Source organism: Thiomonas sp. FB-Cd (genome assembly GCF_000733775.1).
Classification (GTDB): domain Bacteria; phylum Pseudomonadota; class Gammaproteobacteria; order Burkholderiales; family Burkholderiaceae_C; genus Thiomonas_A.
Map to the genome: position 1 here is coordinate 2,757,218 of NZ_JPOE01000002.1, position 24,260 is coordinate 2,781,477.

Below are 24,260 nucleotides of genomic sequence, written 5' to 3' on the forward strand. Positions count from 1 at the left end.
AGGCCGTGTTAACACAACCGGAGGCCGTCGGCGATCAGCGCGAAACCGATGAAGCCGACGAACATGACATCAAGCTTCTCGAACCGCGAGAAGATGCGACGAAAGCCCTTGAGTCGCCGAAACAATCGCTCGACTTCATTGCGGCGCTTGTCCATTGCTCGGTCGTACTCCCACGGCTCGACCCGAGTCTTCAGGGGCGGGACCGCAGGGATGAAGCCGAGTTCGAGGGCAAGCTGCCGCGTCTCGTTGCCCTCGTAGGCCCGATCCATGAGCAGATGCAGCGGCCTGTTTGGCGCACCCAGGCGACTGAGCAGTGCCCGTCCAGCCGGCGCGTCGTGCGCCTGGCCAGGTGACAAGGAGAACGCTATGGCCGTGCGAACATCCGCGGCAACCATATGAATCCTGGTGTTCCATCCGCCTCGAGATTTGCCGATGGATTGGGTGCCGTTTTTTTAGCGCCCCGGTGCCATCCGGATGCACCTTGATGCTGGTGCTGTCCAGTGAAACCGTTTCGATCTTGATGCGCACAACCTGCGATCGCTGCAGCTCCTCGAACACTCGGTCCATGACGCCCGACTTGGACCACCGATTCATCCGCGTATAGATCGTGTGCCAGTTGCCGAACCGCCTGGGCAAGCCGCGCCATTTGCAGCCATGCTCGGCCACGTACAGAATCGCATTCAACACATCCAGGTTTGACAAGCTGACATTGCCTCGCTGCGTCGGCAAGCAGTGCTCGATTTGGGCGAACTGCGCAGGCGTGATTTCCATGCACGCATTTTCTCGCAGCTAGATGCCTAAGTCAATTAGTGTTAACAAGACATAATTGACAAGCTCAGAGCTTTGGCTATGATGCCTGCACACAAATCGCTGTACATCCTGTACATCCCTCACATTCAAACTCATGCGCTCCTTTCGAACCTTCTCCCGCTATTGGGCGTTCGTCTGCGCATTGGTTCTCTTGCCCTGGATGCAAGCCACGGCAGCCCCGATACGGGTCGTGCCAGCCTCATGCTGCACAGGCATGGCGGCTATGCCGATGGTAGGTGCCGGCCATCAAGCGAATCTCGCTGGTCATGACGATTCGCGAGTCGAGCGTGCGTTTTGCCAAGCTGCCTGCAATGACCTGGGCGCGGCTGCCGTTTCCAGCACGTCCAACGCCGCATCATTTCCTCACGCAGCATTGATCCAACGCTTGGTGCTCGTCCTCCAAGCTCAGCCTGAGCAGGCTGCCTTGCCCATCGGGCGCTTCGATCCGCCGCCTCCCTCCAAGCCGCCTTTCCTCGCGGCTCGCCTCCAAGTTTGACCCCTTCGGCAGCACCCGTCCCGGTGAACCTTCACCGGGCGATGTTCGTGTTCGCCTTGCGATCAACGCTGCGGCCTTGCAGCGTTCCATCCGCCGAAGAGGAAAGCGATGTCCCTCATCCTGCAGTGCCGCCGTGCGCAAGCCCGGCGGTTGTCATCCGTCTGGTCTGAACGCCCGGCGGCCATCCCCGTTCTCGTCACGCTTCTACTGCTCGCCGGCCTGGCCGCACCCGCCCAAGCCGCGCCCCTGACCCTCGGTGCCGCCGAGGCGCAACTGGCGCGGAGCAATCCCAGTCTGGCCGCAGCCGCGCAGCGCATCCGCGCCATCCAGCACCAGGCCGCGGCGGCCACGCAGTTGCCCGACCCGCATGTGTCGTTCGACGCGGTCAACCTGCCCACCAACAGCTTCTCGCTGACGCAGCAGAGCATGACCATGCTCAGCGTCGGCGTCAGCCAGAGTTTTCCGCCGATCGGCAAGCTGGCCCTCGAAGGCGACAAGCTGCAGGCGCAAGCCTCGGAGCAGCACTTCAGCCGCGAAGCCAAACGCGCGCAGCTGGTTCTCGCCTTGCGACGCGCCTGGCTTGCAGCGGTGTACGCGCGCCAGGCCATGGCGACGGTGCAGCGGCAGCAGACGCTGGCGCGTGAGAACGTCGACGCGGCCATGGCCAGCTACCGGGCAGGCAACGGACCGCAGAGCGATGTGTTGCGCGCCCGTCTCGCCGAGGACGAACTGCGCAACGACCAAAGCGCGCTCGCCGCGGATGAAGCGGCGTCCCTGGCCGACATTGCCCAGGCACTCGGCAGCGATCAAACGCCGCAGATCGATCCTGACTGGCCGAGCTTGTCGCCAGGCGCGACGGCTCCCGAGCAAGCGCCCCCGACCCAGCCGCTGCTGCGCATGGCCCAGGCCAAGGTGCAGATCGCCCAGGCTGGCGTGCAGGTGGCCAAGAAGGATTTCCTGCCGGAGATCACGGTTGGCGCCTCCTACGGCAAGAGCTTTTTTCCGGGCTCTCCCAACTTTTTCTCCGCCGGGGTTTCGATGAACTTGCCGATCTTCTCCAGCCATCGGCTGGATCAGGAACTCGACAGCGCCCGCGCCCAGGTGCTGGAAGCCCGCTACGACGAGCAGGACCAGCGGTTGGCCTTGCAGCAGCAGATCCGCACCGCCACGGCGCGCATGCGCAGCCAGCAGGAGAAGTGGCAGCGCATGCGCGCGCACATGCTGCCGCTGGCGCATGCGGCGTACGACTCCACCCTCACCACCTACAGCAACGGCCGCGCCAGCATGAGCGACGTGCTGAAGGCGCAGCAAGCCGTTTTTGCCCTTGAACTCCAGACCCTGCAACAGCGCCGGGATCTGCTGGCCACCCAGGCCGAACTCGACTACCTGACAACGCCTTCGGAGCAGCAGCCATGAATTTGCGAACCTTCACTCTCGGCCTCGGCCTGTTGCTGGTCGGCATCGGCGCGGGCCTCTGGACCAGTCGCTGGCTGCCGCACGGCGCCTCGGACCCCAAGACGCCGAACGCCGCGGCGGCCCCGGCTTCCGCAACAGCTTCCGCAGCAGCGCCGGCAAGCCGCCGGGTGCTGTACTGGGCCAACCCGATGAACGCCGCCATCCACTCCGACCACCCGATGAAAGACAACATGGGGATGGACTATGTCCCGGTCTACGCCCCGGCTGCGGCGCCGCAGCGCCGGGTGCTGTACTGGGTCAGCCCGATGAATCCGGCGATCCATTCGGACCGTCCGATGAAGGACAACATGGGCATGGATTACGTGCCGGTCTACGCCCCGGCCGAAGCCGGCGCCAACGACAGCGGGCTGCGCATCGACCCGCGCCTGACGCAAAACCTGGGCGTGCGCCTGACGACCGCACAGATGCGTCCCATGGGCCAGGCGATCCAGACCGTGGGCACCGTGGCCGTGGACCAGAACCGCGTCACCACCGTCACCCCGCGCTTCTCCGGCTGGGTCGTGCATCTCAAGGTGCGTGCCGTGGGCGACCCGGTGGCGCGCGGTCAGGTGCTGGCGGAGATTTACTCGCCCGAGCTGTACAGCGCGCAGCAGGAATACAGCATTGCGCGCCAGCAAGCCGGCGCGGCCGACGGTCATGCCGACAGCCAGGGCTTGCTGGCCGCGGCCAAACAGCGCCTGCTGCTGCTGGGCCTGCCCGGGGCTGCGCTCAAGCAGTTGGAGGCCTCGGGCCAGCCGATGCGCAACGTTCCCATCCTGGCGCCCGAGAGCGGGGTGGTGACGGCGCTCAATATTCGCCAGGGCAGCTATGTCTCGTCGCAGAATAGCCTGTTCGAGATCGCCAATCTGGATCGGGTCTGGGTCAATGTGGCGCTGTACGACTACCAGATGCCGTGGGTGCGCCTGGGCGACGGCGTGCAGCTCCAGCTTCCGGCCTACCCCGGCAGGAATTGGGATGGGCGCCTGAACTTTCTCTACCCCACGCTGGACCCGCAAACCCGCACCATCACCGCGCGCCTGAGCTTCGCCAACCCCGGCGGCATTCTGCGCCCGGGCATGTATGCCAACGCCACGGTGCAGGCCCAGGCGCAAACCGCGCTGGCGCTGCCGAGCAGCGCGGTGCTGCGCACGCAGGATGGCGATTACGCCATGCTGGCGCAGGCGGGCGGCCACTTCCTGCCGGTGCAAGTTGCGCTTGGGCCCGAGGCGAACGGCTGGGTGGTCATCGCCCGGGGGCTCAAGGCGGGTGACCAGGTGGTGGAAAGCGCCCAGTTCCTGCTGTACTCTGAATCGCAGTTCCAGTCGGTCAAGGCGCGCATGCTCGGTGGTCATGCCGGCACGAGCGGCGCGAGTGGCATACCCGCCACGGGAGCGATGCCAGGCATGCCGCCAGCGAGCGCCCCGCAAGCTGGCTCTGCTGGGCCAATGACCTCGCGAACGGTCGCACCAATAGCCCCACCAACGGGCGCACCACCCGCCACGCCGGCAGCCGCGCCCCCACCCGCCGCCGGGTCGATAGCCGGGATGAACATGGCTCCTGACCGGAGCGCCCCATGATCCGGCGGCTCATGGAGTGGTGCTTCGAGAACCGCAGCCTGACGGTGATCGGCGCGCTGATGGTGCTGGCCGCGGGCATCCTGGCGGTGCGCAACACGCCGCTGGAGGCCATCCCCGACATCTCCCCCACCCAGGTCATCATCAAGACCTCCTACCCCGGGCAGGCGCCGCAGGTGGTTCAGGACCAGGTGACCTATCCGCTGGAGACCACCCTGCAGTCGGTGCCCGGCGCGCGCGCGGTGCGCGGCTATTCGATGTTCGGCGACTCCTTTGTCTACGTCATCTTCAAGGATGGCACCAACATCTATCAAGCGCGCAACCTGGTGCTTCAGTATCTCAGCCAGGTGCAATCCAAACTGCCGCCTGGAGTGACGCCGGCGCTGGGGCCTGACAGTTCGGGGGTGGACTGGGTTTACATGTACGCCCTGACCGATACCGGCGGCACGCAGGACCTGAGCCAGCTCACCACCCTGCAGAACTGGTTCCTCAAATACCAATTGCAGGGCATTCCGGGGGTGGCCGAGGTCGCCACGGTCGGCGGCATGGTGAAGGAATACCAGGTGGTTGTGAACCCGCAGGCCCTGCTGGCCTACAACCTCACCCTGCCGCAGGTGGAAGATGCCATCCGCGCCGCCAACGGCGAGACCAGCGGCTCGGTGGTCGATCTCGGCGAGGCCAGCTATATGGTGCGCACCACCGGCTATATCCGCTCCTTGCGGGATCTGGAGAACGCGCCGCTGGCGGCGCGTGGCGGGGTGCCGCTGACGCTCAAGGATGTCGCCCGCGTCCAATTCGGCCCGGAACTGCCCAACAGCGCCGCCGACCTCAACGGCGAGGGCGCGGTGGTGGGGGGCATCGTGATGATGAACCAGGGCTCGAACGCCGATGCCATCATCCGCCGAGTCGAGGACAAAATCCGCAGCATCCAGCCCTCGCTGCCGCCCGGGGTGAAGATCGTCACCACCTACAGTCAGGCGCCGCTGATCCAGCGCGCCATCCACACCCTGACCGAGAAGCTGCTGGAGGAGTCGCTGATCGTCGCCCTGGTGTCATTCCTGTTCCTGCTGCGCGCGCGCTCGGCGCTGGTGGCCATCGTGTCGCTGCCGCTGGGCATCCTCGCCGCCTTCCTGGTGATGTGGGCGCAGGGCATTCCGGCCAACATCATGTCCCTAGGGGGCATCGCCATCGCCATCGGCGCGATGACCGACGCTGCGATCGTGATGATCGAGAACATGCACAAGCATATGGAGCAGGATCCCGGCGCCGATCCCTGGATGAAGGCCAGGGTGGCGGCATCGGAAGTCGGGCCGGCGCTGTTTTTTTCGCTGCTGATCATCGCGGTGTCGTTCCTGCCGGTGTTCGCGCTCGGCGGCGAGGAGGGCAAGCTGTTTCGGCCCCTGGCCTTCACCAAGACCTATGCCATGGCCGCGGCCGCCATCCTGTCCATCAGCCTGGTGCCGCTGCTGATGGCCTGGTTCATCCGCGGGCATATCCGCCCGGAGGGGAAGAACCCCCTGAACCAGATGCTGATCTGGCTCTACCGCCCCTTGATCCACGGCGTGCTGCGGGCACCATGGCTGGTCATCGTGCTGGCCCTCGTCGCCGTGGCCAGCCTGTATTTCCCCTGGAAGCACCTCGGCTCGGAGTTCATGCCGCCCTTGAACGAAGGCACCCTGCTGTACATGCCGGTGTCGCAGGATCCGTCGATCTCCATCGGCCAATCCGCCGCGATCCTGCAGCAGAGCGACCGCATCATCAAGACCTTCCCCGAAGTGGAGAGCGTGTTCGGCAAGGCGGGCCGGGCGCAGACCGCGACCGACCCGACGCCGATCTCGATGTTCATGACAGTCGTGAACCTGAAGGACCGCAGCACCTGGCCGGCCAGCATGACCACCGCCAAGCTGATCGAGAAGATGAATCAGGCGCTGCAGATTCCTGGCGTATCGAACACCTGGACCCAGCCGATCAAGGGCCAGGTGGACATGCTGACCACCGGCCTGCAAACGCCGCTCGGCATCAAGGTCACCGGCAGCAATCTCGACACCCTGAACCGGCTGGGGCAGGAGATCCAGGCGGCGCTGCAAACGGTCCCGGGCACCCAGAACGCCTATGCGGCGCGGGCCACCGGCGGGCGCTACATCGTGGTCGACACCAACCGGCTGGCAGCCGCGCGCTACGGCCTTTCGGTGGCGGATGTGAACCGCCTGGTCGAGACCGCCATCGGTGGACAGATGCTGTCCACCGCCGTCAACGGCCTGGAGCGCTTCCCCATCAGCCTGCGCTACCCGCGCGAACTGCGCCAGTCGCTGTCCACGCTGATGGAAAGCCGCATCGCCACGCCCGAGGGCAGCCAGATTCCGCTGGCGCAGGTGGCCACGCTGCGCATCGAGGGCGGCCCGCCCATGCTCACCAGCGACAACAGCCGCCTGAATTCCTGGGTGTACATCGACCTCAAACCCGGCACCAGCATCGGCAGCTACGTGGCCGCGGCGCAAGCGGCCCTGGCACAGAAGGTTCATCTGCAGCCCGGTTTCACGCTCGACTGGGTTGGGCAGTACCAGGCGCTGGAGCAGGCCGTGCAGCGTCTGAAGATCGTCGTGCCGGCGGTGATCGGCCTGATCGCGCTCCTGCTGTATTTCAACTTCAAGAACATCACCGAGGTCGCCATCATCCTGCTGACCTTGCCGCTGTCGCTGGTGGGCGGATTCTGGTACGTCGACTGGCTGGGCTACAAGCTCTCGGTTGCGGTGGGCGTGGGCTTCATCGCCACCGCCGGGGTGGCCTCCGAGTTCGGCGTGGTCATGCTGCTGTATCTCGACGCGGCGCTGGAGCGGCGCAAGATTCACGACCGCCTCAACACCTGGGGCGACCTCAAGCAAACGGTGGTCGAGGGCACCTTGCTGCGGCTGCGCCCCATGGCGATGACCCTCACCATGGTGGTCGGCGGCCTGCTGCCCATCATGTTCAGCGAAGGCGCTGGTGCCGACGTGATGAAGCGCATCGCCGCGCCCATGGTTGGCGGCATGCTGACGGCTGCTTTGCTGGCGCTACTGGTGATTCCGGCGGTTTACGCCCTGTGGCAGAAGCGGCGCCTGGGGCTGGGCGAGAGTCCCAGGCTGGAGGTGGCTTCATGAGCACTATCAATCAGCCGCAATCAGGCCCTCACAAAGGCCTCAAGGACGTTCGGAAGCGGCCCAGTATGTCCGTCCTTGATCCATGTCAAATCGTGTTGCTGCAGGATTCGGCTGCTCTCAGAACCCTGTCGTGCCACGCAAGTCTCAGCGTGCAGGGCGCACGTATTTCAGGAGCCTGTTGCGTCAAAGCCGGGGGCTGGAGAAGATGTATTTGATCAGCGCCATCACGCCGAGCGCGATTAAAGCCAGCACCAGCCGTCCGAACAACCCCATGAGGGCCATGCCGCCCCCCGACATGCAGACAGAAGTCATCATGATCAGCTTCCTTTCGTCGTTTGTTCCTTGTGTGTTGTAACCAGGAAATCGTTATGCAACGTCGTTCATTTGTGACTGCCCTTGTGGGTTTTGTTGGAACCGTCGTGGGCTATTTAACCGGACACGGCGCACCCTCCGCCAAGGCCCAGGGCACGATGGGTGGAGGGATGATGGGTGGCAGCATGGGCGGCATGATGTCGCCCGAGAACATGAACGGCCCCATGCGCACCGGCATGGAGCTGTTCAAGGTTCACCAGCAGATCCAGCGCAAGGTGACCGAGCTGCCCAATGGGGTGCATGACGTGACCACCTCGGCCGACCCCACGACGGCAGCGCTCATCCAGAAGCATGTGGTGGAGATGTATGCACGGCTCGATCAGAACCGCCCCTTCCCCTACCCCATGAGTAATAGCGTGCCGCAGATGTTCGCCAACCCGACCAAGTACCAGCGCAAGCTCGACATCCTGCCCGATGGCGTGGCCGTGACCGAGACCTCCTCCGACCCGGAGATGGTCGCCGTGATCAAAGCCCACTCCCGCGAACTCGACCGCTTCGCCAAGGAGGGCATGCCGGCCATAATGCGCGTGATGATGTGATGCGTGATTCGCGGCGCTGTGCAGAGATGTCCGGAACGGTCTGCATGGCGATCCCGGCGAGGCGAAGTCTTCCATGTGGGGTTGCCACAGCAGCCAACCCCATGTCTTGGCTGCTGTGTCAGCGCTGCTGCATTCCAATCATCTGGAGAAACTGCCATGAAAAAACTGTTGATCACGCAGTCGCTCATTGGCGTTTTTCTTAAGGAGTTGAACGATGGATGGTCGTGTTTTCCCGTGGCTCGTCGCACTCGTTTGTGCCGGACTATCACCAAGTATTTGGGCTGTGCAGACCACGCAGGTGGCAACTGCAGGTGCGGCGACCCAACCGTCATGGACGAATGCCAAGCATGCGTTTACCGTGCAGTTGATCCAGCTCAGCCCCGACAATGTGCGCGCCTTCTACGAGAACATGGGTTATCCACCCAAGGCCATCGATGCCATTGCCCAGGTCTGCGTGTTCGGGACCTCGATCCGGAACAACGCCAAAGCCCCCATCACCTATGACGTGGCCGACTGGAAGGCCGTGACGGAGGATGGCAAACGGCACCCATTGATTACCAAGACCCAGTGGCTGCAACGCTGGCAGTCGCTGGGCGTGAGTTCGGATTGGTCGATCCTGCCGGCGCAGCAAACCCTGCAGGTTGGGGATTGGGGCCAAGGCTTCACCACCGTGGATTTACCGCGTGATGCGCGGTTCAAACTTGTTTATTTCTGGAGTGAACATGGAACGCAACACCAAGCCACATTGGCAGGCCCACAATGCGCGGCAGCCTCGCATGGCTAACCCTGAGCGCCGCCAAGTGCTGTCCTGGCTCGGTGGCGCCGGATTGCTGGCGGCAGCCAGAGCTCGCACCGCGTTTGCCGCCAGCCCAGTGCAAGATCAGGCGCTCGCGGTGGTGCAGCCACCGCGCCCAGCGCCGGCCTTCAGCCTGCTGGACATCGACGGCAAAGCACACCGTCTGGCTGACTACCGCGGCAAGGTGGTGCTGGTGAATTTCTGGGCAACCTGGTGCCCGCCATGCCGGCAGGAGATGCCGTCCATCGAAAGGCTTTACCTGTCGATGAAAGGTCGCCCCTTTGAGGTGTTGGCGCTGGACCAGGGCGAGAGCCTGAACAACGTCTTCGCCTACATGGGGGAACTCAATCCCTCGCCCACATTTCCGGTGTTGCTGGACCAGCATAGTCAGGTGGCGCATGCTTTCGGCGTGATGGGGATTCCGACAACCTATCTGATCGACAAGCGGGGTCTGATCGTCCGGCAGGCCGTCGGCGGGCGCGATTACAACACCCCGCAGATTCGGCAAACCATCGAGGCCCTGATGCGCTGAAAGCGTCCCGGACCCGGGGCACTCAGGCCACGGTGAACTGGCCCATCATGCCTTGCTGGCTGAAGTGCCGGACGGACGGGTCCTGCCCGCGACGTCGGGAGGGAGGCGATTTTCGCGGGCAAACGGTCCCGCTTTGCGGCGGGAGGCGCGGCACGAAACAGTAGAAGGCGACAGTCAAGCAAGATTTTTGAGAACGTCAAGCCCCGCAGTTGCCGAGCGCCACCCCCGCTACCTCATGTGGAGCGCTCACTCCACCAGAATCTTGCCAACCATGCCAGCTTCCAGATGCCCGAGCATCGCCCAGGCGAAATTGACGGTTCCGGGTTTGTAGAAGCGCCAGATCAGATCACCCTTACCGCTAGCCCAATGCGTCATTGAAAACGCACCCCATTGATGGTGAAATGGGGGCATGGGCAAGATGAATCTGAGTGCAGCAGAGCGAGATCAACTGGAGGCGATCGTGCGCAGTCGAACGATGCGCGCGGCCGATGTGCGCAGGTCGAAGTTGATCCTCATGCTTGAGGACGGTGAATCGCGTGAAACGATCATGCGCAGGCTCGAATGTGATTCGCGATTTCTCTCACGCTGGTCGAGCCGCTTTCTGAGCGAGAGGTTGGCCGGTATGTACGCGAGGCACCCCGGGCGGGCGCCGAAGCAGCCGGTGGCCAAGCTTGAGGCGCGGGTTCTCAATCGCACGCTCAGACACAAACCGTCGGACGGTTCGACGCACTGGAGCAGCTACAAGTTGGCCGCCGAACTCGGGGACGTGTCGGTGTCGACCGTGCAGCGTATCTGGCGCAAGCACAACATTCGTCCGCACAGGCTCGAGTGCCACATGATCTCCAACGACCGGGCGTTCGAGACCAAGGCCGCCGATGTCATTGGGCTGTACTTGAACCCACCTGCGCACGCGGCGGTGTTCTGCGTGGACGAGAAGACCGCGATTCAGGCGCTGGATCGCAAGGACCGCATGCTGCCGCTGTCGCGCGGGCGCGCCGAGAGCCATTCGTTCGAATACAAGCGCAACGGCACGCTGAGCCTGTTTGCGGCGCTGAACACAGCCACCGGCGAAGTCCTGGGCAAGACCGCACCGCGCCACACCAGCGAGCAGTTCGTCGCCTTCCTCACCGACATCGTGGCCAGCCAACCTGCGCACCAGGACATTCATGTGATCTGCGACAACGTCAGCAGCCACAAGACCGAGCGGGTCGCGGAGTTCCTGGCTGAGCATGGCCATGTGCGCGTTCACTACACGCCCACGTATTCGTCGTGGCTGAACCAGGTGGAGAACTGGTTCTCCCGCATCCAGCGCGACGTGATCAGTCGTGGCATCTTCACCTCCGTGAAGGATCTGGATCGCAAATTGATGCGCTACATCCGCGCGCACAACAAGAATCCCAAACCCGTGAAGTGGAAGTACGACGATCCATCGCGCCGAATCCACCCGGTGCCATCTCAATGACGCAGTGGACTAGGCGCCGACTTGGACATTGCCGCTGCTCAAAAGCGCCCGCACCGGCTATGCTTTGGAGCTGGAAATGCTGCGTTGATCAACGTTACCGCGTTTGAATTGAACCATCATGAGAGTCCGTTCCCTGTTCATTGTCGCGGCCAGCGGTTGCGTGTTGGTGACTGGCGCAGTCGAGTCCGGTGACCTCAGCGCCGCGCTGGGCAGCAAGTAACTCGGGCATCGCATGCGAGGGCGCGGCAAGTACGCTTCCGGGGCTAGCGTTGATCACGCTTGGCGGCCGCTATACCCCTGCGGCGGGCGCAGTGGCATCGCCGCCTGGCTGGCCGAGCGCGGCTCGTTGACATCGCGGTTGCGCGCACACTGCGGTGCCTTCAGCCTGCTGCGACTGCATCAGGGCCTGGCGCGGCCGCGGCGCGACGAGGCGCCGCTGCTGGCGCAGCCGCTGGGCCGGCGAGCGTGGTCGCGCGAGGTGGTGCTGTTTGCTGACGGTGTGCCTGTGGTGTATGGGCAGAGCGTAGCGCGTCGCGACGTGCTGCGCCGCAACTGGCGGCTGCTGGTGGCGCTGGGCAGTCAACCGGTCGGCGAAGCCGTGTTCGCGCGCGCGATGACGCGCCGCGGCGAGATCCGGGTGCGACGCTTGCCGCCCCGCGACGCCTTGCGGCGCGCCGCCTGCGCATACGCAGGACTGCCTACGGCGACGCCGTTGTGGGCGCGGCGATCCGCCTTCGTGCATCGTGGCCAGGCGCTTTGGGTGACCGAGGTCTTCCTGCCGGCTGTGGCCGCGCTGCGCGGCCACAGCCGGCCGTTAGCTCGCGCATAGCGCCACGAATCTCGGCTACCGGCACCCCGATTCCGCTTGCACTTGCCCTCAAGCGCTGAATGCCCGGGATATGGATGACGCGCTTTTCGACGCGGATGAGCCCAGCCTCGCTGAGTTGGTGCAGGACTCGCGAGAAGTGCTCTTCGGTGAGATTCAGCCTGGATGCTATTGTGCCCTTGCTACTGGGAAGGCGCAGCGACACCGGGCCGGCTCTCATGGATGCGCTCAAGTGTTGTCGCCAACGCGAGATGGAGCAGACAAAGCAGCATGTTCCGCTCGGGCCGTTACCAGCCTTGATTGCCATAACCCATTCATCTGGCGAGTTATTCACGGCGGCCGCGTATTCACGGCTTCGCTCAGCAGCGCGGTTAGAGCAACGTCAGTGGCAACATCTTCTGGTGACAAATGTGCCCGATCTGACCCCCGCCGATGTCGTCGGGCGCTACAAGTCTCTGGCCGACATCGAGCGGGGCTTTCGGGCCCTCAAGTCGGAGATCGAGATCGGCCCGATGTTCCACCGCTTGCCTGAGCGCATTCGCGCCCATGCCGCCATCTGCTTCATGGCCTTAATGCTGCACCGCGTCATGCGCACGCGACTGCAGGCCAGCGCCACCCGCCTGTCCCCCGAGTGCGCCTTGGACAATCTGCGCCGCATTCAACATCACCAGGTCACGCTCGGTGTCGCGCAACCCGCTGCGGGCCTGTTCACGATCCGCCAGGAGCACACCGACATCTTGTCGGCACTCACCATCAAAAAACCGACACTCAACACTCAACTGACCCTCTTGTAGTGGAGCGATTCCAAATTCACACATGAGAAATCAATCATTTGCGCCGCGAACTGTTGAACCCGGGTAAAGATTCGGTGATGACGTAGGCTGACCGAGTCGCGAGCAGAACGTGCTGGACACAGAAGTTTTTTCGCCGTACCCTGTTTGCTGTGAACGACACAGCCGCAGACCTGGACTCGGCGATCGGGACGGTGCCCGACGCAAGACGGCCGACGCCGAAACCCTATGACCAGGAGTTGGTCACGCTGACCAGGCGCGAGCACATCGAGTTGGTGCAGCGGGCAAGTTCATACCGATCCCTGCATGCGCGAGCCGTGGCGCGCATCGAATTCGTGGAACGTCGGCATCAGGCCGAGAAGGCGCGATTTGCGCAGCGTGAAGCCGAGTTGAAGGCGGCGCTGGAGGCCGCGCAGGCGCAGATCCGCGATCTTCGCCTGCGCGTGTTTGGCGCCAAGACGGAACAGTCGCGCCGGATCAATGCGGTGTGCCAGGTCAGCGCTGGCCCTCCACGGCCGCGGGGCCAGCAACGTGGGCGGCGTGGTCACGGCCGCACGCGCCTGGGCGGATTGCCGGCCAGGGTTGAGGAGGTGACGCTGCAGACGACGTGCCCACGCTGCGGCCTGGGGCTGAGCGCGTTTCCCGGCACGCAGGATGCCGAGATTCTGGAGATCGAGGTCAAGGCGTACCGCCGCATCGTCCGTCGGCACCGCTACCGGCCGCTGTGCTGCTGCGGCGCACTTCCCGGCATCGTGACGGCGCCGCCGCCGGCGCAACTCATCCCACGGGGCAAGCTGGGCGTGTCGGTCTGGGTGGAGGCACTGCTGTCGAAGTTTCTCTATGGGCAGCCCAGCCACAGGCTGCTGCAGGACTGGGACGATCATGGGCTGCACATCGCGCAGGGCACGCTCACCGAGGGCCTGCGCATGCTGTGGCCGTTGCTGGGGCCGGTGGCCGAGGCTGGCCTGGATGAGCTGCGACGTGGCTCGCACTGGCATGCCGACGAGACACGCTGGGAGGTGTTCGAGGAGGAGCCCGGCAAGGTCGGGCATCGCTGGTACCTGTGGGTGTTTCAGTCGGCCACTGCGGTGTGCTTTGTGCTCGATCCTTCACGCTCGGCCTCGGTGCCGGCGGCCGCACTCAACCATGTGGACGAGGGGATTCTCAGTGTCGACCGCTACGCCTCGTACCGCAAGTTCGCCCGGTTGAACCCGGGGGTGAAGCTGTCGATCTGCTGGGCGCACCAGCGGCGCGACTTCCTGCGCGCGGCCAATGATTATCCGGCGCTGTGGGACTGGGCCATGGGATGGGTCGGGCTCATCGGCGAGCTGTACGCCTTGCACGCCCGGCGGCGGCAACAATGGGCGGATGGCGACGCTGCCTTCAAGGACAGCGATGCCGAGACGCGCGCGCTGGTGGCCTCGATGGAGCAGCGCTGCCTGGATGAGTTGGCCGACACGGCACTGGCAGGCGCGGCGCACAAGGTGCTGCGTACCCTGCGCACGTACTGGGCGGGACTGATCCTGTTCCTGGATCATCCCGCCATCGACCTGGACAATAACGCCGCCGAACGCGCGCTGCGGCCCGCGGTGGTCGGGCGCAAGAACTTCTATGGTTCGGGCAGCCAGTGGTCGGGGCAGCTGGCCGCCACGATGATGAGCGTGTTGGGTACGCTCAAGTGCTGGGGGATCAATCCGCGCACCTGGCTGAGCGCGTATCTGCATGCCTGCGCACACGCGGGCGGCTGCATGCCGGCGGACCTCGACCGCTTCCTGCCCTGGCGGATGGATGAGGCCCGGCTGAGCGCGATGCGCGGCGTGGCCTGCGCAACAATCGACAGCTCATGAACAAACGGTACTGCGGGCGCGTGTTCACGCAGGAGGAGCTTGACGCCATCGCCTGGCTGATGGCGCAAAACCCCCAGCTCAAGCGCGCGCCGCTGTCGCGCAGGGTGTGCGAGATGATCGACTGGCGCCGCCCTGATGGACGCCTCAGCGACATGAGTTGCCGCGTGGCGATGCTGCGCATGCAGACTGACGGCTTGATCACGCTGCCACCCTCACAGATGCCTCACCCGCGGCGCCGGGCGCAGTTCGACCCCACACCGGCCACCGATGCGCAAGGTGCGATCGACATGCCCGTGCATGCTCTGGATGCCTTGCGCCTGGAGGTGGTCGCCGGTGTCGGCGCGGCCTCCAGGCTGTGGAACGAATATGTGGCGCGTTACCACTACCTGGGCTACACGCCCATGTCGGGCAGCCAGATCCGTTACAACGTCTACGCTGGCGACCGGCTCGTTGCCTTGCTGAGCTTCGGCGCCAGCGCCTGGAAGCTGGCCGATCGCGAACGATTCATCGGCTGGAATCACGATCAGCGGCAGAACAACCTGCAGCGCGTCGTCAACAACACGCGTTTCCTGATCCTGCCGTGGGTGCAGTCCAAAGGGCTTGCCTCGAAGATCCTGGCCCTCGCCGCGCGTCGCCTGCCCAAAGACTGGCAGCAGCGCTACGGCTACTCGCCCGTGATGCTGGAGACCTTCGTCGAAAGCCCCAGGCACAAAGGCACCTGCTACAAGGCCGCCAACTGGGTCCTCGTGGGCAAAACAACCGGCCGCGGCAAGAAGAGCCTCTCGCACCAACAGGCGCTGCCCATCAAGGACATCTGGCTGTACCCGCTGCGTCCCGACTACGCAGCCATCCTGCGTCGGTAACGGCTGCCGACGTCATCACCGAATCTTTACGAACCCGGGCCTACGACGGCCACACCCTGAGCGAGCAACTGGAGCGGGCCACGATCCTGATGCAGGACAGCAGGTCAAAGCCGGCGACCGCGTTCGTTGACCTGGGCTATCGGGGCGTGGATGCTGGCAACCCGGATGTGCATATCGTGCACCGGGGCAAATCCAAACGCATCAGCAGCAAGGACAGAAATCAACTCAAGCGGCGCCAGGCCATCGAGCCCATCATCGGCCACCTCAAGAGCGATCACCGCATGGACCGTTGTCCCCTCAAGGGTGAGCAGGGCGACCGGTTGCACGCCGTGCTGTGCGCGGCAGGCTACAACATCAAATGGCTGCTGCGCATGATCGCCAGGAAGGGGGTGCCCTTTGTGAGTCGGCTTTATTTGCGCCTGTGTCAGGCTGCGCACTTACGCCCGAACTGGCATCCGATGCTGCGCGAACTCGCCTGCTATGCGCTCAACGGCCCAGCGCTGCGACTGGCCGCCCCTTGAAGATGAATAAATCAGGGCCGACACCTTAAAGTTCACGGATAATTCGTGCCGTGTCTATAGGTAGAGAAGCGGTCTCAACTGGTAGATCGACACCACCCAGATCAAGGCCGATAGCCCGGCGATCTCGGCGAGATCAGCGACCTGCAGGGGTCGCCTTTGCGATGCGAAGGACCACAGCAAAAGCGTGCACCTCAGGATTTCTGCGATCGCTAGAAACATGAGAATTGCCCACAGGGCTCCCTGAACGGAGGTGCCTTCGCTCCCTCGGCCCTTGGCGTACCTACTTTAGGTGACTTGACCCAACGAGGCGCGAATCAAGATTGACAATGTCATAACGTAGGAGGCGGCATCAAGCGCCTGAAGCATCCCCCCGGAGTGCCCGCGCTGATTGCCGTCACCCGCACGCAATGCTCCCGCCGCGGGGACTGGTTTGGCGCGTGCAAAGCTGCGCGGCGCCGCATTGGTCACCGTCACCCAGTCCATTTGAAGTTCCTTCAACCACGCGTTGCGCTGGATGATCGCGCTGCCGGCGCCACGAGCGTTGGGCGTGTGATGCCACTGCAGCGCATCAAGCAGCAACGGAGCGCCCAAAGAATGCAAACGGCCTACCGCGCTCAGCCATAGCTGAGCTTCTTCGATGTCGGTGAAGACGATTGCGTGGTCGTCTGTGTCATGCCTTGCCCAGTGCACGGTCAGCACCCTCTCGACCGCCACCGGCTCCTCACTGTGCCATGCGCGCCAGGCAGCCAGGAATGACTGCGCATCGCGCTCCAACGCCCTGGGCTTAAGCAGTCGATGTTTTCGAGGCCGATCCAGCGCCAGGGCCCCGACGCGGATCGTCCCGTCGACGTAGCCCGATGTCGCCCGCCTCGCAGGGCTCGGGCCGCGCAAGGATGACCAGCGTCGAGTTTGCTCTGCGATGGCCCGACACACGGTCGGTCCGGCAAAGCGAAGGGCCTCGGGCGCTTTCGGATTATTCCGCAACGCGTGGATCAGGCGCAGTGCCTCGACAATGTTGCCCAAGCGCTTGGACGCTGCGTTCTCCGCCGCCACCGCTGACCGGCGGCCAGCCTTCTGGAGTGACTCGACTGGCCACGGACACGACAGCGGGAAACGCTGCGAGAGCTTGGGCACGAGGCGCGCGATCAACACCGACGCGAGCGTTTGAGGTGTAGCGCTGCCTGCGGCGGATTTTAGGCTGTGGCGCAGCACATCAATGCTGGACGGCCTAGTCTTCCCCAGCCAGGCCAGCGTCATTGAGGGGATACGCAGAGCCATGGCTTCCCGGCGTGTTGCATGGCCGAGCAACATGTCCAGAACGTGCACATAGCTGCCGAGCGTGGTTTGGGGTGTGACATGCCCCAGAAGGGCACTGGTCGCCCAAACCAGCGGTCTCAGCGATTGCCCGGCTCCGACAAGAGCGCGGTGACGCAAAGATGCGATGTCTCGACTCAGCCCTTCTGGGTCGAGCAGATGCGATGCCCGCGGGACAGCCGCCTCGATCAAGTCACAAAGCGTGCGGTTCGCGGCGCTGTGCCGGAGGTGATGAAATCGAATCGCGCCTTCTCCGCATATCTGTCGCAACACATCCTGGACCGGACCAAGCAACGACTCTTCGGGCAGGCGTGCCGCCGGATCGCTGGCCTGAGGAAGCAGCAGGACCAGGTCGCGCGCAATGGGCGAGGCTTGCGCCATGCGCTCGCTGGCGTCGGCTTGCGCGTACAGCAGCCCGAGCTCATCCTCGGTACAAAGGCTTTTGAGCTGCAGCACGCGACGGCCGCTATCGCGTTTGAGCGCGCGTCCCGCATGGCTGCGCACGAATAGCAAAGGCTCCACGCGACCCTGAAAGTCGATCAGGCGCAGGCCTCGAATTTCCGTGCGCCGCAGCCCGCATCGGTAGCCGAGGATTGCGGCGACTTCACATTCGCGGGATACAGCCTGCGCTCGCAACTCCTGCATCACATCTTGAAACTCCCGTTCGGTCACAACTTGGGCATCGACAACGCTACCCTCATCCCTGCCGAGGTCAGCCTCGGGATGCTCCCAGCACCGCACGCTGCGCACATGGGCGTCGAGCATAGCCAGCGCGGTGCGGATGTTGCCGCGGCTGCTCTGCGGTGCACACTGAATGATGGCCTCGATCGAATCGTTCCAGATCGATGGATCGTCGGGAAGAGTCGAGCCCAGCACGGCGTCAAGCCTACGGTCAACTCGGGTAAGCAACTCGCGCGCGGAACTCAGGCGATTGCCTGTTCGACCACTCGGGCGCATCAGCGCAATCATCCAGTCGCACAGGATCCAGTCGAGCTTTCGGGAGTCGCTTAACTGTTCCCGATAGCGCCTCAGAGCGACGAGGACAACGCCCGCGCGCCGGTTGTCGCCAAGCATCAGTGCGCGGACTTCGCCGTTGCGTCCGGCCGGCTGCGCGCGAGCACCTTGGCCTGGGGCCCGTCCTCGTTTGCCCTTGCCATCTGCGACGAAGCTGGCGGGCGATTCTTCGCCATCCTCGGCACGTTCGGCTGGTTGCGGTGCGAGCCTCTTTCCAAGAAGCACCCGCCAGCACGCATGTGGAGGCAGTGATGCGGTACTGATCTTCCCATGCGCGTAGTGCGCCAGAGCCGGCGGCAAGACGTAGTGCCATTTGGCCTGCGCCGCGCCTAGGAAGTCCGACCAACAGCGCACGCCAAACGCCTCACTGCCGAGCCTCGCTCTCAGGGTGCGCCAGACCCTGAGCGACAACCTAAGCGAGGGAGACTCTCGATCTTTTGGCGTTGCCTCCACAGAGTTGTCGGGCCCGCTGACGCGATCGTCCAACCAACGCAAGATCAAAAGGGTCGTGTATGGATCGAACACATGGCGCTGCCAGTTGCCTGGTGCGTCCTGCCATTCCACCCAGGCCCACTGCCCGTCAGCAGTGACACGCACGGACCCCGCACGCAACTGTTCGTCGACAGCGTTGATGCGCTTTCGATCAATCAGCGCCGAATGCCAGATCGCACTAATAATGATCATCTCCTGCGTCGCCGGGGCCGCAGACTGCGCGCATTGGCCCCAGGACGCGAGGATGGCCTGCTCAATGTCAGTTGACTTTGTCAGCCCGACGAAGGTGTCTGCGTTGAGCTGAGGCGACGGCAATCGCAACGTGAGAACGTGCGGGGGCACCTTCACATGCCAGCCGCACTGCAGCCGCCCACGTTCGAGGCCTCGGACAAGATAGTTCGTCGCCCATCGCCTATCTGACCCCCTATAGACCAGGTCAATCTTCGCGCGCAGCGCCTTGACATGTTGCGCGTCTACGGTAAGGCCCATCTGCCCCTCGAGCCAGGAACGATGTCCCCCATCTTCGATCCATGCACGCACCGTGCTTTGCACGTCAACGCGCCGGGTTTCGCTGGCCTCTCGCCGGCGCCGAATGTCTGAGGCTGCCCCTGAAACAGCAATGGGATCGATGTCGAAACCACCCCAAGCGGACCCTGTCATGCCCAGCCTCTTAGCGCGCTGAAACCCGCCTCGCACACGAGTTTTTCCAACGTTGGGCGCAAGGTCTCGGTCACCACCCGCGCAGGCAGAGCGCTATACCGTCCCCACGGCTCAGCGCCTCGCTGCCAGTGCCCCATGAAAGCTTCGATCATCTCGCCTGGCACGCCCTCCTGTGCGAGGCGCGTCCGCAGCCAGTGGCGACTTGAATTCAGCGGCAGACCGTAGCCCGTTAGAAGCTTGAATTGCTGCCGCATCTCCGCAGTGGGGCGCTCGATCACCTGGACATGCGAGCCCTTGCGCAAAAGGTAGAACAACACCGGAGGCAGGCTATCGCATGAGTGTGAGAGCAACTTCGCCCAAGTCGCGCGCCAGTGCTTCGCGTAAAGCTGGAGCTGCCGGGAAAGGGTGGGGCAAAGCGGCGCGATTCGTGTGGCCGTGCTGGCCACATCATCCTTGTCGCTCAGCAGCACGACCATGTTCTTCGTGTCGATGCGCTCCCAATTGGGCAACGGTTGTCCCACGTCACGCATCCCAAGGGCAAAACGAAGCATCGCATGCACATACTGCGTGTAGGCGTTGTGCAATTTCAAGCGGGCATCGCTGGCCATCGGCATGCCCCGTTGCAAATCCAGTTCCTTCCGCAGTGACCGAACCATGCGATGGATCACTTCGAGTCGGGGCACAACCCGTGCACCAACGACTGTGGTCACCGCTTTACCGATCTGCGCCCGGATTTCTCTGTCCTCGGCGATGGCATAGGGAATGGGGAGCGCCGCCCGACTCAATTCGGCCAACCTCTGCCGCTGTTCAGCGCGAAGCCATTGCGCGGCCTCGTCTGCACTGACGCAGAGGTAATGCAAACCGGTGTCGGCAAGTTGATGCGGCCTCCCCGTCAACAAACTGGCGAGTGCATGGTCGCGACGGTGCTCAACGATGCATCTGAACATCCACGTCTCGACCATCGCCAAGGTGAGGCGACCGTGCTCCTGCTTTGCGTGCTCGCGTACCCAACTCCGCGCTGCTTCGATCAAGGTCTTCGTCGGCGTGGCGAACGCCATGGCCGCTCGAACCCGCTCAGACGAAGCCAGCGAAGCCGCATTGGGCAAGACGACGAGAAAGTCACCGAGGAGCTCATCCACATCGAGCGTGATACGGTCAACGGTTGGCAAGGCCTGGCCAAGGTCGATGCCGCGATGCTTGGGTTGGCCGACTGGACGCAGCACCGAGGCGGCCAGATCGCGGGTATCGATGGCCCACATCAACAGGCCTGCCGACCACTGCTCGGGCGCCTTTTCACGCCGGTTGATGATCTGCATCCTTGCGACCTCCTGAACCGGCCTGCCCGTCCACAATGTCACGGCCAGCAGTGCTCTGATTTCCCGTTCCTGATCGTCAGGGCTTGCTGTCGGCCGAAGCTTCAGAGTCGCCCACAGCGCTGCGATCTCAACGTCAGCCGGGCGTATCCAGTCGCAGGCGAGCAGCTGGGCGGCCCGTTCGCGCCGCCCAATCAGACTCCGGGCTCGAATGACCTGCTCCGCGAGACTCCGCTCCAATGGCTCTAACTCGATCCCTGCAGGGCTCGCCTCGGCATCCCAGTCCTCCCCATACTCAGTCCACTCGATGTACTCCTCCGCCGTGTCGAACTCACCCGGGGTCAGCCCATCCCGTTCGAGATCGTCCTTGGTGCTGGTGTGGAGGCGGAGCTCCCGCTGCACGTCAATGCGATCCGTCGGCAGCGCCTGCTGCAGCTCGATGACGACGACGTGGTCTTCGGGCGCGCCATTGGGAGGCCGCTCGGCGATCAGGCCGCGAGCTCTTAGAACTGGCTCGACCAGGCGTCGCAGTTCTGCATGGCGTACACCCTCGTCCGCGACACTGCGGTACTGTGCTTCGCTCCCGCGAATGCCGTCAATCAGGCCAGATAACGACATGCTCCACGATTCGGGGATCGCTGCACTTTCGAGCATTTGCCGTGCAGCCTTGGCTCCGGCATACAGGGGAGTCGCGCCATCGTCAGCCCCGTGCTGCATGACACTGCGCACCTTCGCAAACAAGACAATGGCAGCCAGGGCGGGCCGCATGGTCTTGGCTTTGGCATCGCGTGCTTCAAAATGCCGCCATGTCCCGATCAGGGTATACAAGGGATACCCTGACATCACCCCGCGGAACGGTTGCTTGGGGCGCCGAGGCGATGGACGGACTTCAGCCAGTTCCAGCTCTGCTGGGAGGTTGCGAAGGACAGGGGCAATTTCTTCGAGGCCACTTCTCAGCGCATCGAATTTCGCGTTGTCAACAACGTCGAACAAGTCCGGCTTGTCCGCTGCAAGATCGCGCATGACTGGCAACAGATCGCGCAGGCCCTCGAGGACCAGTGGCAACGCTTGTGCCGATGCGGGCGGCTCAATCCATTCCAGCAATGCATTGACGTCCGCATCGTGGCCACACAACCGGGACAACCGCTCGATCGCGCCCGTGGCTCGGCTCGCGGGTTCTGTCTCAGGCGTCTGCACCATCGTCGCTGCTGTCTACATCGCTGCGCTGTTTCCGTAGGCCCTGGGTCGTCACACCCAATACGCGGGCCAATGCCGTAAAAGTCCGCAGCTGCGGTGTGAGTTCGTCGATAAGGCCCAGTGTCTTTGCTTGCCCATGAAGAGCGGTCAATTCACGGCCGATCCTCCGCTTGGGTGCAACACTGGCGGCCAAGAGCCATCGCTCGGCGAGGGCCAACCGAGCGATGTCATCGTCGTCGAGTTTGCTGGATATGACGAGCGCCGGAACTTCTTCGATGAGCGGTTCGAGCACGGAACAAGCGGCGCGTGATCGATCTTTGCCCGCGTTGGGTGTAGAAATCTGCTGGGTGGCGACGCACTCTTGATCACTGAGGCGGCTGGACTCGATCGACTCAAGCCGCATCCTGGCCGCATGCCACGGCTGAAGGGCTTGCCACGTGTTCAACCCACCAATGACAACGAAGCCCTTGCTCACCCTCTTTCCGGCCTGCTGCAAGATCAGGGGATGCAGATGCAATAGAAGGCTGATTCCATCTGTGGTCAATGCCAGCACATCATCCTCTGTACCAGGATAGCCGGCGGCCACGTCGTTTGGAATCGCCTGGTGGAGACCCCGAATTGCGCTGAGTCTGACGATCTCCCATCGAAAGCGACGCGCGCCGAGTTTGATCGCACTGCCTCTTTCGTGGCTTTGCGGTTGCATGACTAGGAGCCGAGAGTGAAGGTCATCGGAGATGTGACGGCGCTAGAACATCACAAGGGTTCAGCGCCTTCGTTGAGGATGTCCAGATAGTGCGTGTAGCCGAACACGCGCTCGCGCTTGCGACCAGTCACTTCGCGAACGATGCCAAGAGTTTCAAGGGACTCAACGGCCCGAGCGACGGTGGGATAGGCCGCACCCGTGCGCTCGACGATGGTGCCGATGCTGCTCAGGGGTCGTGCACGCAACGCGTCGAACACACGTAACGCGCTCGCAGCGGCCCGACCGAGGTCCTGCACACGAGCAGCATCGTCGCGAAACAGAGCCAGCAGCCGGTGCGCGGTCTCGACGGCTTGGCCAGCGGTCTGTGCCACCCCATCCAGGAAGAAGTCGAGCCACGACTCCCAGTCGCCGGACGTGCGTACGAGGCCCAGCAAGCGGTAATACTCCTCGCGATGCTGCTTGAAAAACAGCGACAGGTACAGCAGCGGCTGTCGCAGGACGTTCGACTCGAACAGAATCAAGGCGATCAGCAGACGTCCAACCCGCCCGTTGCCGTCGAGAAAGGGGTGGATGGTTTCGAACTGCACATGCGCCAATGCCGCCCGTACCAGCGTAGGCAAGCCGTCATCGTCGGCATGGAGGAAGACCTCGAGCTGGGCCATGCATGCTTCGACGAGGTTGGGTGGCGGGGGCACGAACAGCGCGTTGCCCGGCCGGGTTCCGCCGATCCAATTCTGGCTGCGACGGAATTCGCCTGGCTGCTTTGTCCGCCCCTCGGCCGCGCGCCAGGAGCTTCTCATGCACCTCGCGGATCAGCCGATTGGACAGCGGAAAGCCACCGCGAAGGCGCGTCAGGCCATGCTCGAGTGCCGCGACATAGTTGGAAACGCTCGACCACGTCGTCCAGAGGGACACCCGGCACATCCTCCAGCTCGAACAGCAGCAGGTCGGACAGCGACGACTGTGTTCCTTCGATCTGGCTGGAGAGCACGGCCTCGCGGCGCACATAGGTGTATAGGAAGAGGTCCGGATCAGGCAACATCGCGCGATGCCGTCAAGCGGCCGCAGGCCAGCAGCGAGGCTTCGAGTCGCTTCTGTCGCTGCCCGGTCAGATCCAGCGGCGGGACCGGCGGCAACGGTGTCGGGATGAAGGCGTGTACGACCTCGCCCGCGGTGCTTGCGACCTCAAATTGTCCGTCTCTCCGCGCTGCATGGTTATTCTCACGAGTGAACATAGCCACGTCCACTATTAACGTTTGGCCACGATAGTGATGATAAAAGCTCTGCGCACAGTGAAGCCCTCAGCGCCGGACATCGGCTGTATCTCTTCCAGGAATCAGGCGTAAAGCCCTGCCATATATCGAAGACGACAGCACTGGCAGGCTCCGCGTCGACAACGACACCGAAGGTCAAACATGTGAACTTTTGATTTATGCTAATCTTAACCAAATAGGGCATTGATCGGCATAATGCACCGCAGTGCGCGTCAAGGACGCCAATGCAGCGCAGCAGAGACTTCACTAACCTATTGTTTATAGACGATTTA

The 24,260-nt window shown here is 63.6% G+C and carries 19 protein-coding genes and 3 pseudogenes; 12 read left to right on the forward strand and 10 right to left on the reverse strand.

Annotated features, from left to right (window positions below; genetic code table 11):
* Positions 1–8: 8 nt before the first annotated feature.
* A protein-coding gene (locus CD04_RS23825; protein ID WP_154048448.1) for an IS5 family transposase occupies positions 9–771 on the reverse strand; the annotation gives its coding sequence in 2 pieces (ribosomal slippage) (positions 9–453 and positions 452–771; 765 coding nt in all).
* Between the two features lie 643 nt (positions 772–1,414).
* On the opposite strand from CD04_RS23825, the gene CD04_RS0113440 reads away from it, so the two are divergent.
* Genes CD04_RS0113440 through CD04_RS0113450 form a run of 3 tightly spaced genes read left to right on the forward strand, consistent with a single transcriptional unit; the run spans position 1,415 to position 7,472 of the window.
* Positions 1,415–2,722 (forward strand): TolC family protein, encoded by a 1,308-nt coding sequence (locus CD04_RS0113440; protein ID WP_031407551.1) that lies wholly within the window; start codon positions 1,415–1,417, stop codon positions 2,720–2,722.
* A complete protein-coding gene (locus tag CD04_RS0113445) occupies positions 2,719–4,338 on the forward strand; it encodes an efflux RND transporter periplasmic adaptor subunit (RefSeq protein ID WP_031407553.1) in 1,620 nt (539 codons plus the stop codon). The genes CD04_RS0113440 and CD04_RS0113445 overlap by 4 nt, the downstream gene beginning before the upstream one ends.
* On the forward strand, positions 4,335–7,472 hold the full coding sequence (locus CD04_RS0113450) for an efflux RND transporter permease subunit (protein ID WP_031407555.1): 3,138 nt from the start codon (positions 4,335–4,337) through the stop codon (positions 7,470–7,472). The genes CD04_RS0113445 and CD04_RS0113450 overlap by 4 nt, the downstream gene beginning before the upstream one ends.
* A gap of 183 nt (positions 7,473–7,655) precedes the next feature.
* On the opposite strand, the gene CD04_RS25060 is transcribed toward CD04_RS0113450, so the two are convergent.
* A complete protein-coding gene (locus tag CD04_RS25060) occupies positions 7,656–7,787 on the reverse strand; it encodes a hypothetical protein (protein ID WP_255333622.1) in 132 nt (43 codons plus the stop codon).
* Between the two features lie 53 nt (positions 7,788–7,840).
* Here CD04_RS25060 and CD04_RS0113460 point away from each other — a divergent pair, with 53 nt between their 5' ends.
* From CD04_RS0113460 to CD04_RS0113470, 3 genes are all read left to right on the forward strand, one after another.
* Positions 7,841–8,383 carry a hypothetical protein gene (locus tag CD04_RS0113460; protein ID WP_031407557.1) on the forward strand — a complete coding sequence of 181 codons (543 nt, stop codon included), beginning with the start codon at positions 7,841–7,843 and terminating at the stop codon, positions 8,381–8,383.
* Between the two features lie 214 nt (positions 8,384–8,597).
* On the forward strand, positions 8,598–9,167 hold the full coding sequence (locus CD04_RS21935; protein ID WP_038167819.1) for a hypothetical protein: 570 nt from the start codon (positions 8,598–8,600) through the stop codon (positions 9,165–9,167).
* Positions 9,106–9,711: a TlpA disulfide reductase family protein gene (locus CD04_RS0113470; protein WP_231480585.1), complete on the forward strand. Its 606-nt coding sequence runs from the start codon at positions 9,106–9,108 to the stop codon at positions 9,709–9,711. Before CD04_RS21935 ends, CD04_RS0113470 begins: the two co-directional genes overlap by 62 nt.
* A 246-nt stretch (positions 9,712–9,957) precedes the next feature.
* On the opposite strand, the gene CD04_RS23835 is transcribed toward CD04_RS0113470, so the two are convergent.
* Entirely contained in the window at positions 9,958–10,122 is a 165-nt protein-coding gene (locus tag CD04_RS23835) for a hypothetical protein (RefSeq protein ID WP_154048447.1), read from the reverse strand.
* Between CD04_RS23835 and CD04_RS0113480 the strand changes: the two genes are divergently transcribed.
* Together CD04_RS0113480 and CD04_RS24725 are read left to right on the forward strand one after the other, a co-directional pair.
* Complete coding sequence (locus CD04_RS0113480; protein ID WP_031407563.1) at positions 10,121–11,173, forward strand: IS630 family transposase; 1,053 nt, start codon at positions 10,121–10,123, stop codon at positions 11,171–11,173. The genes CD04_RS23835 and CD04_RS0113480 overlap by 2 nt on opposite strands.
* A 232-nt stretch (positions 11,174–11,405) precedes the next feature.
* A complete protein-coding gene (locus CD04_RS24725) occupies positions 11,406–12,002 on the forward strand; it encodes a chorismate lyase (RefSeq protein WP_051849176.1) in 597 nt (198 codons plus the stop codon).
* 55 nt (positions 12,003–12,057) lie between these two features.
* Here CD04_RS24725 and CD04_RS25285 read toward each other — a convergent pair.
* Positions 12,058–12,306 (reverse strand): annotated as a pseudogene (locus tag CD04_RS25285) (helix-turn-helix domain-containing protein); the annotation flags it as partial.
* Positions 12,307–12,364: 58 nt separating this feature from the next.
* On the opposite strand from CD04_RS25285, the pseudogene CD04_RS0113495 reads away from it, so the two are divergent.
* The 4 genes and pseudogenes from CD04_RS0113495 to CD04_RS0113510 form a co-directional block, all read left to right on the forward strand.
* Positions 12,365–12,793: pseudogene (locus CD04_RS0113495) on the forward strand (IS1634 family transposase); the annotation flags it as partial.
* 149 nt (positions 12,794–12,942) lie between these two features.
* Positions 12,943–14,637: an IS66 family transposase gene (locus tag CD04_RS0113500; protein WP_031403963.1), complete on the forward strand. Its 1,695-nt coding sequence runs from the start codon at positions 12,943–12,945 to the stop codon at positions 14,635–14,637.
* Positions 14,634–15,500, forward strand: a complete 867-nt coding sequence (locus CD04_RS0113505) for a Druantia anti-phage system protein DruA (protein WP_031403962.1) — start codon at positions 14,634–14,636, stop codon at positions 15,498–15,500. The genes CD04_RS0113500 and CD04_RS0113505 overlap by 4 nt, the downstream gene beginning before the upstream one ends.
* Positions 15,501–15,541: 41 nt before the next feature.
* Positions 15,542–15,916: pseudogene (locus tag CD04_RS0113510) on the forward strand (transposase); the annotation flags it as partial.
* Between the two features lie 159 nt (positions 15,917–16,075).
* Here the strand turns inward: CD04_RS0113510 and CD04_RS23840 are convergent.
* The 6 genes from CD04_RS23840 to CD04_RS24740 all read right to left on the reverse strand — a co-directional run bounded on the left by CD04_RS23840 (position 16,076) and on the right by CD04_RS24740 (position 23,756).
* Entirely contained in the window at positions 16,076–16,240 is a 165-nt protein-coding gene (locus tag CD04_RS23840; RefSeq protein WP_156030270.1) for a hypothetical protein, read from the reverse strand.
* A 66-nt stretch (positions 16,241–16,306) separates the two neighbouring features.
* Positions 16,307–19,501 carry a hypothetical protein gene (locus CD04_RS0113520; protein WP_051849178.1) on the reverse strand — a complete coding sequence of 1,065 codons (3,195 nt, stop codon included), beginning with the start codon at positions 19,499–19,501 and terminating at the stop codon, positions 16,307–16,309.
* Positions 19,498–22,014: a site-specific integrase gene (locus CD04_RS0113525; RefSeq protein ID WP_051849166.1), complete on the reverse strand. Its 2,517-nt coding sequence runs from the start codon at positions 22,012–22,014 to the stop codon at positions 19,498–19,500. Before CD04_RS0113525 ends, CD04_RS0113520 begins: the two co-directional genes overlap by 4 nt.
* Positions 21,998–22,714 carry a hypothetical protein gene (locus CD04_RS0113530; protein WP_051849179.1) on the reverse strand — a complete coding sequence of 239 codons (717 nt, stop codon included), beginning with the start codon at positions 22,712–22,714 and terminating at the stop codon, positions 21,998–22,000. Before CD04_RS0113530 ends, CD04_RS0113525 begins: the two co-directional genes overlap by 17 nt.
* A 50-nt stretch (positions 22,715–22,764) precedes the next feature.
* On the reverse strand, positions 22,765–23,514 hold the full coding sequence (locus CD04_RS24735; protein ID WP_231480586.1) for a Fic family protein: 750 nt from the start codon (positions 23,512–23,514) through the stop codon (positions 22,765–22,767).
* Positions 23,511–23,756, reverse strand: a complete 246-nt coding sequence (locus CD04_RS24740) for a Fic/DOC family N-terminal domain-containing protein (protein WP_231480587.1) — start codon at positions 23,754–23,756, stop codon at positions 23,511–23,513. Before CD04_RS24740 ends, CD04_RS24735 begins: the two co-directional genes overlap by 4 nt.
* Positions 23,757–24,260: the final 504 nt, after the last annotated feature.

Coding starts and splice junctions, on each gene's coding strand:
- CD04_RS0113450 (WP_031407555.1), top strand. CDS start 4,335: ATGATCCGGCGGCTCATGGAGTGGTGCTTCGAGAACCGCAGCCTGACG.
- CD04_RS0113525 (WP_051849166.1), bottom strand. CDS start 22,014: ATGGTGCAGACGCCTGAGACAGAACCCGCGAGCCGAGCCACGGGCGCG.
- CD04_RS23840 (WP_156030270.1), bottom strand. CDS start 16,240: ATGTTTCTAGCGATCGCAGAAATCCTGAGGTGCACGCTTTTGCTGTGG.
- CD04_RS24725 (WP_051849176.1), top strand. CDS start 11,406: ATGCGAGGGCGCGGCAAGTACGCTTCCGGGGCTAGCGTTGATCACGCT.
- CD04_RS23835 (WP_154048447.1), bottom strand. CDS start 10,122: ATGCCCCCATTTCACCATCAATGGGGTGCGTTTTCAATGACGCATTGG.
- CD04_RS0113470 (WP_231480585.1), top strand. CDS start 9,106: ATGGAACGCAACACCAAGCCACATTGGCAGGCCCACAATGCGCGGCAG.
- CD04_RS24740 (WP_231480587.1), bottom strand. CDS start 23,756: ATGTTGCCTGATCCGGACCTCTTCCTATACACCTATGTGCGCCGCGAG.
- CD04_RS0113460 (WP_031407557.1), top strand. CDS start 7,841: ATGCAACGTCGTTCATTTGTGACTGCCCTTGTGGGTTTTGTTGGAACC.
- CD04_RS24735 (WP_231480586.1), bottom strand. CDS start 23,514: ATGAGAAGCTCCTGGCGCGCGGCCGAGGGGCGGACAAAGCAGCCAGGC.
- CD04_RS0113480 (WP_031407563.1), top strand. CDS start 10,121: ATGGGCAAGATGAATCTGAGTGCAGCAGAGCGAGATCAACTGGAGGCG.
- CD04_RS25060 (WP_255333622.1), bottom strand. CDS start 7,787: ATGATGACTTCTGTCTGCATGTCGGGGGGCGGCATGGCCCTCATGGGG.
- CD04_RS21935 (WP_038167819.1), top strand. CDS start 8,598: ATGGATGGTCGTGTTTTCCCGTGGCTCGTCGCACTCGTTTGTGCCGGA.
- CD04_RS0113440 (WP_031407551.1), top strand. CDS start 1,415: ATGTCCCTCATCCTGCAGTGCCGCCGTGCGCAAGCCCGGCGGTTGTCA.
- CD04_RS0113445 (WP_031407553.1), top strand. CDS start 2,719: ATGAATTTGCGAACCTTCACTCTCGGCCTCGGCCTGTTGCTGGTCGGC.
- CD04_RS0113520 (WP_051849178.1), bottom strand. CDS start 19,501: ATGACAGGGTCCGCTTGGGGTGGTTTCGACATCGATCCCATTGCTGTT.
- CD04_RS0113530 (WP_051849179.1), bottom strand. CDS start 22,714: ATGCAACCGCAAAGCCACGAAAGAGGCAGTGCGATCAAACTCGGCGCG.
- CD04_RS0113505 (WP_031403962.1), top strand. CDS start 14,634: ATGAACAAACGGTACTGCGGGCGCGTGTTCACGCAGGAGGAGCTTGAC.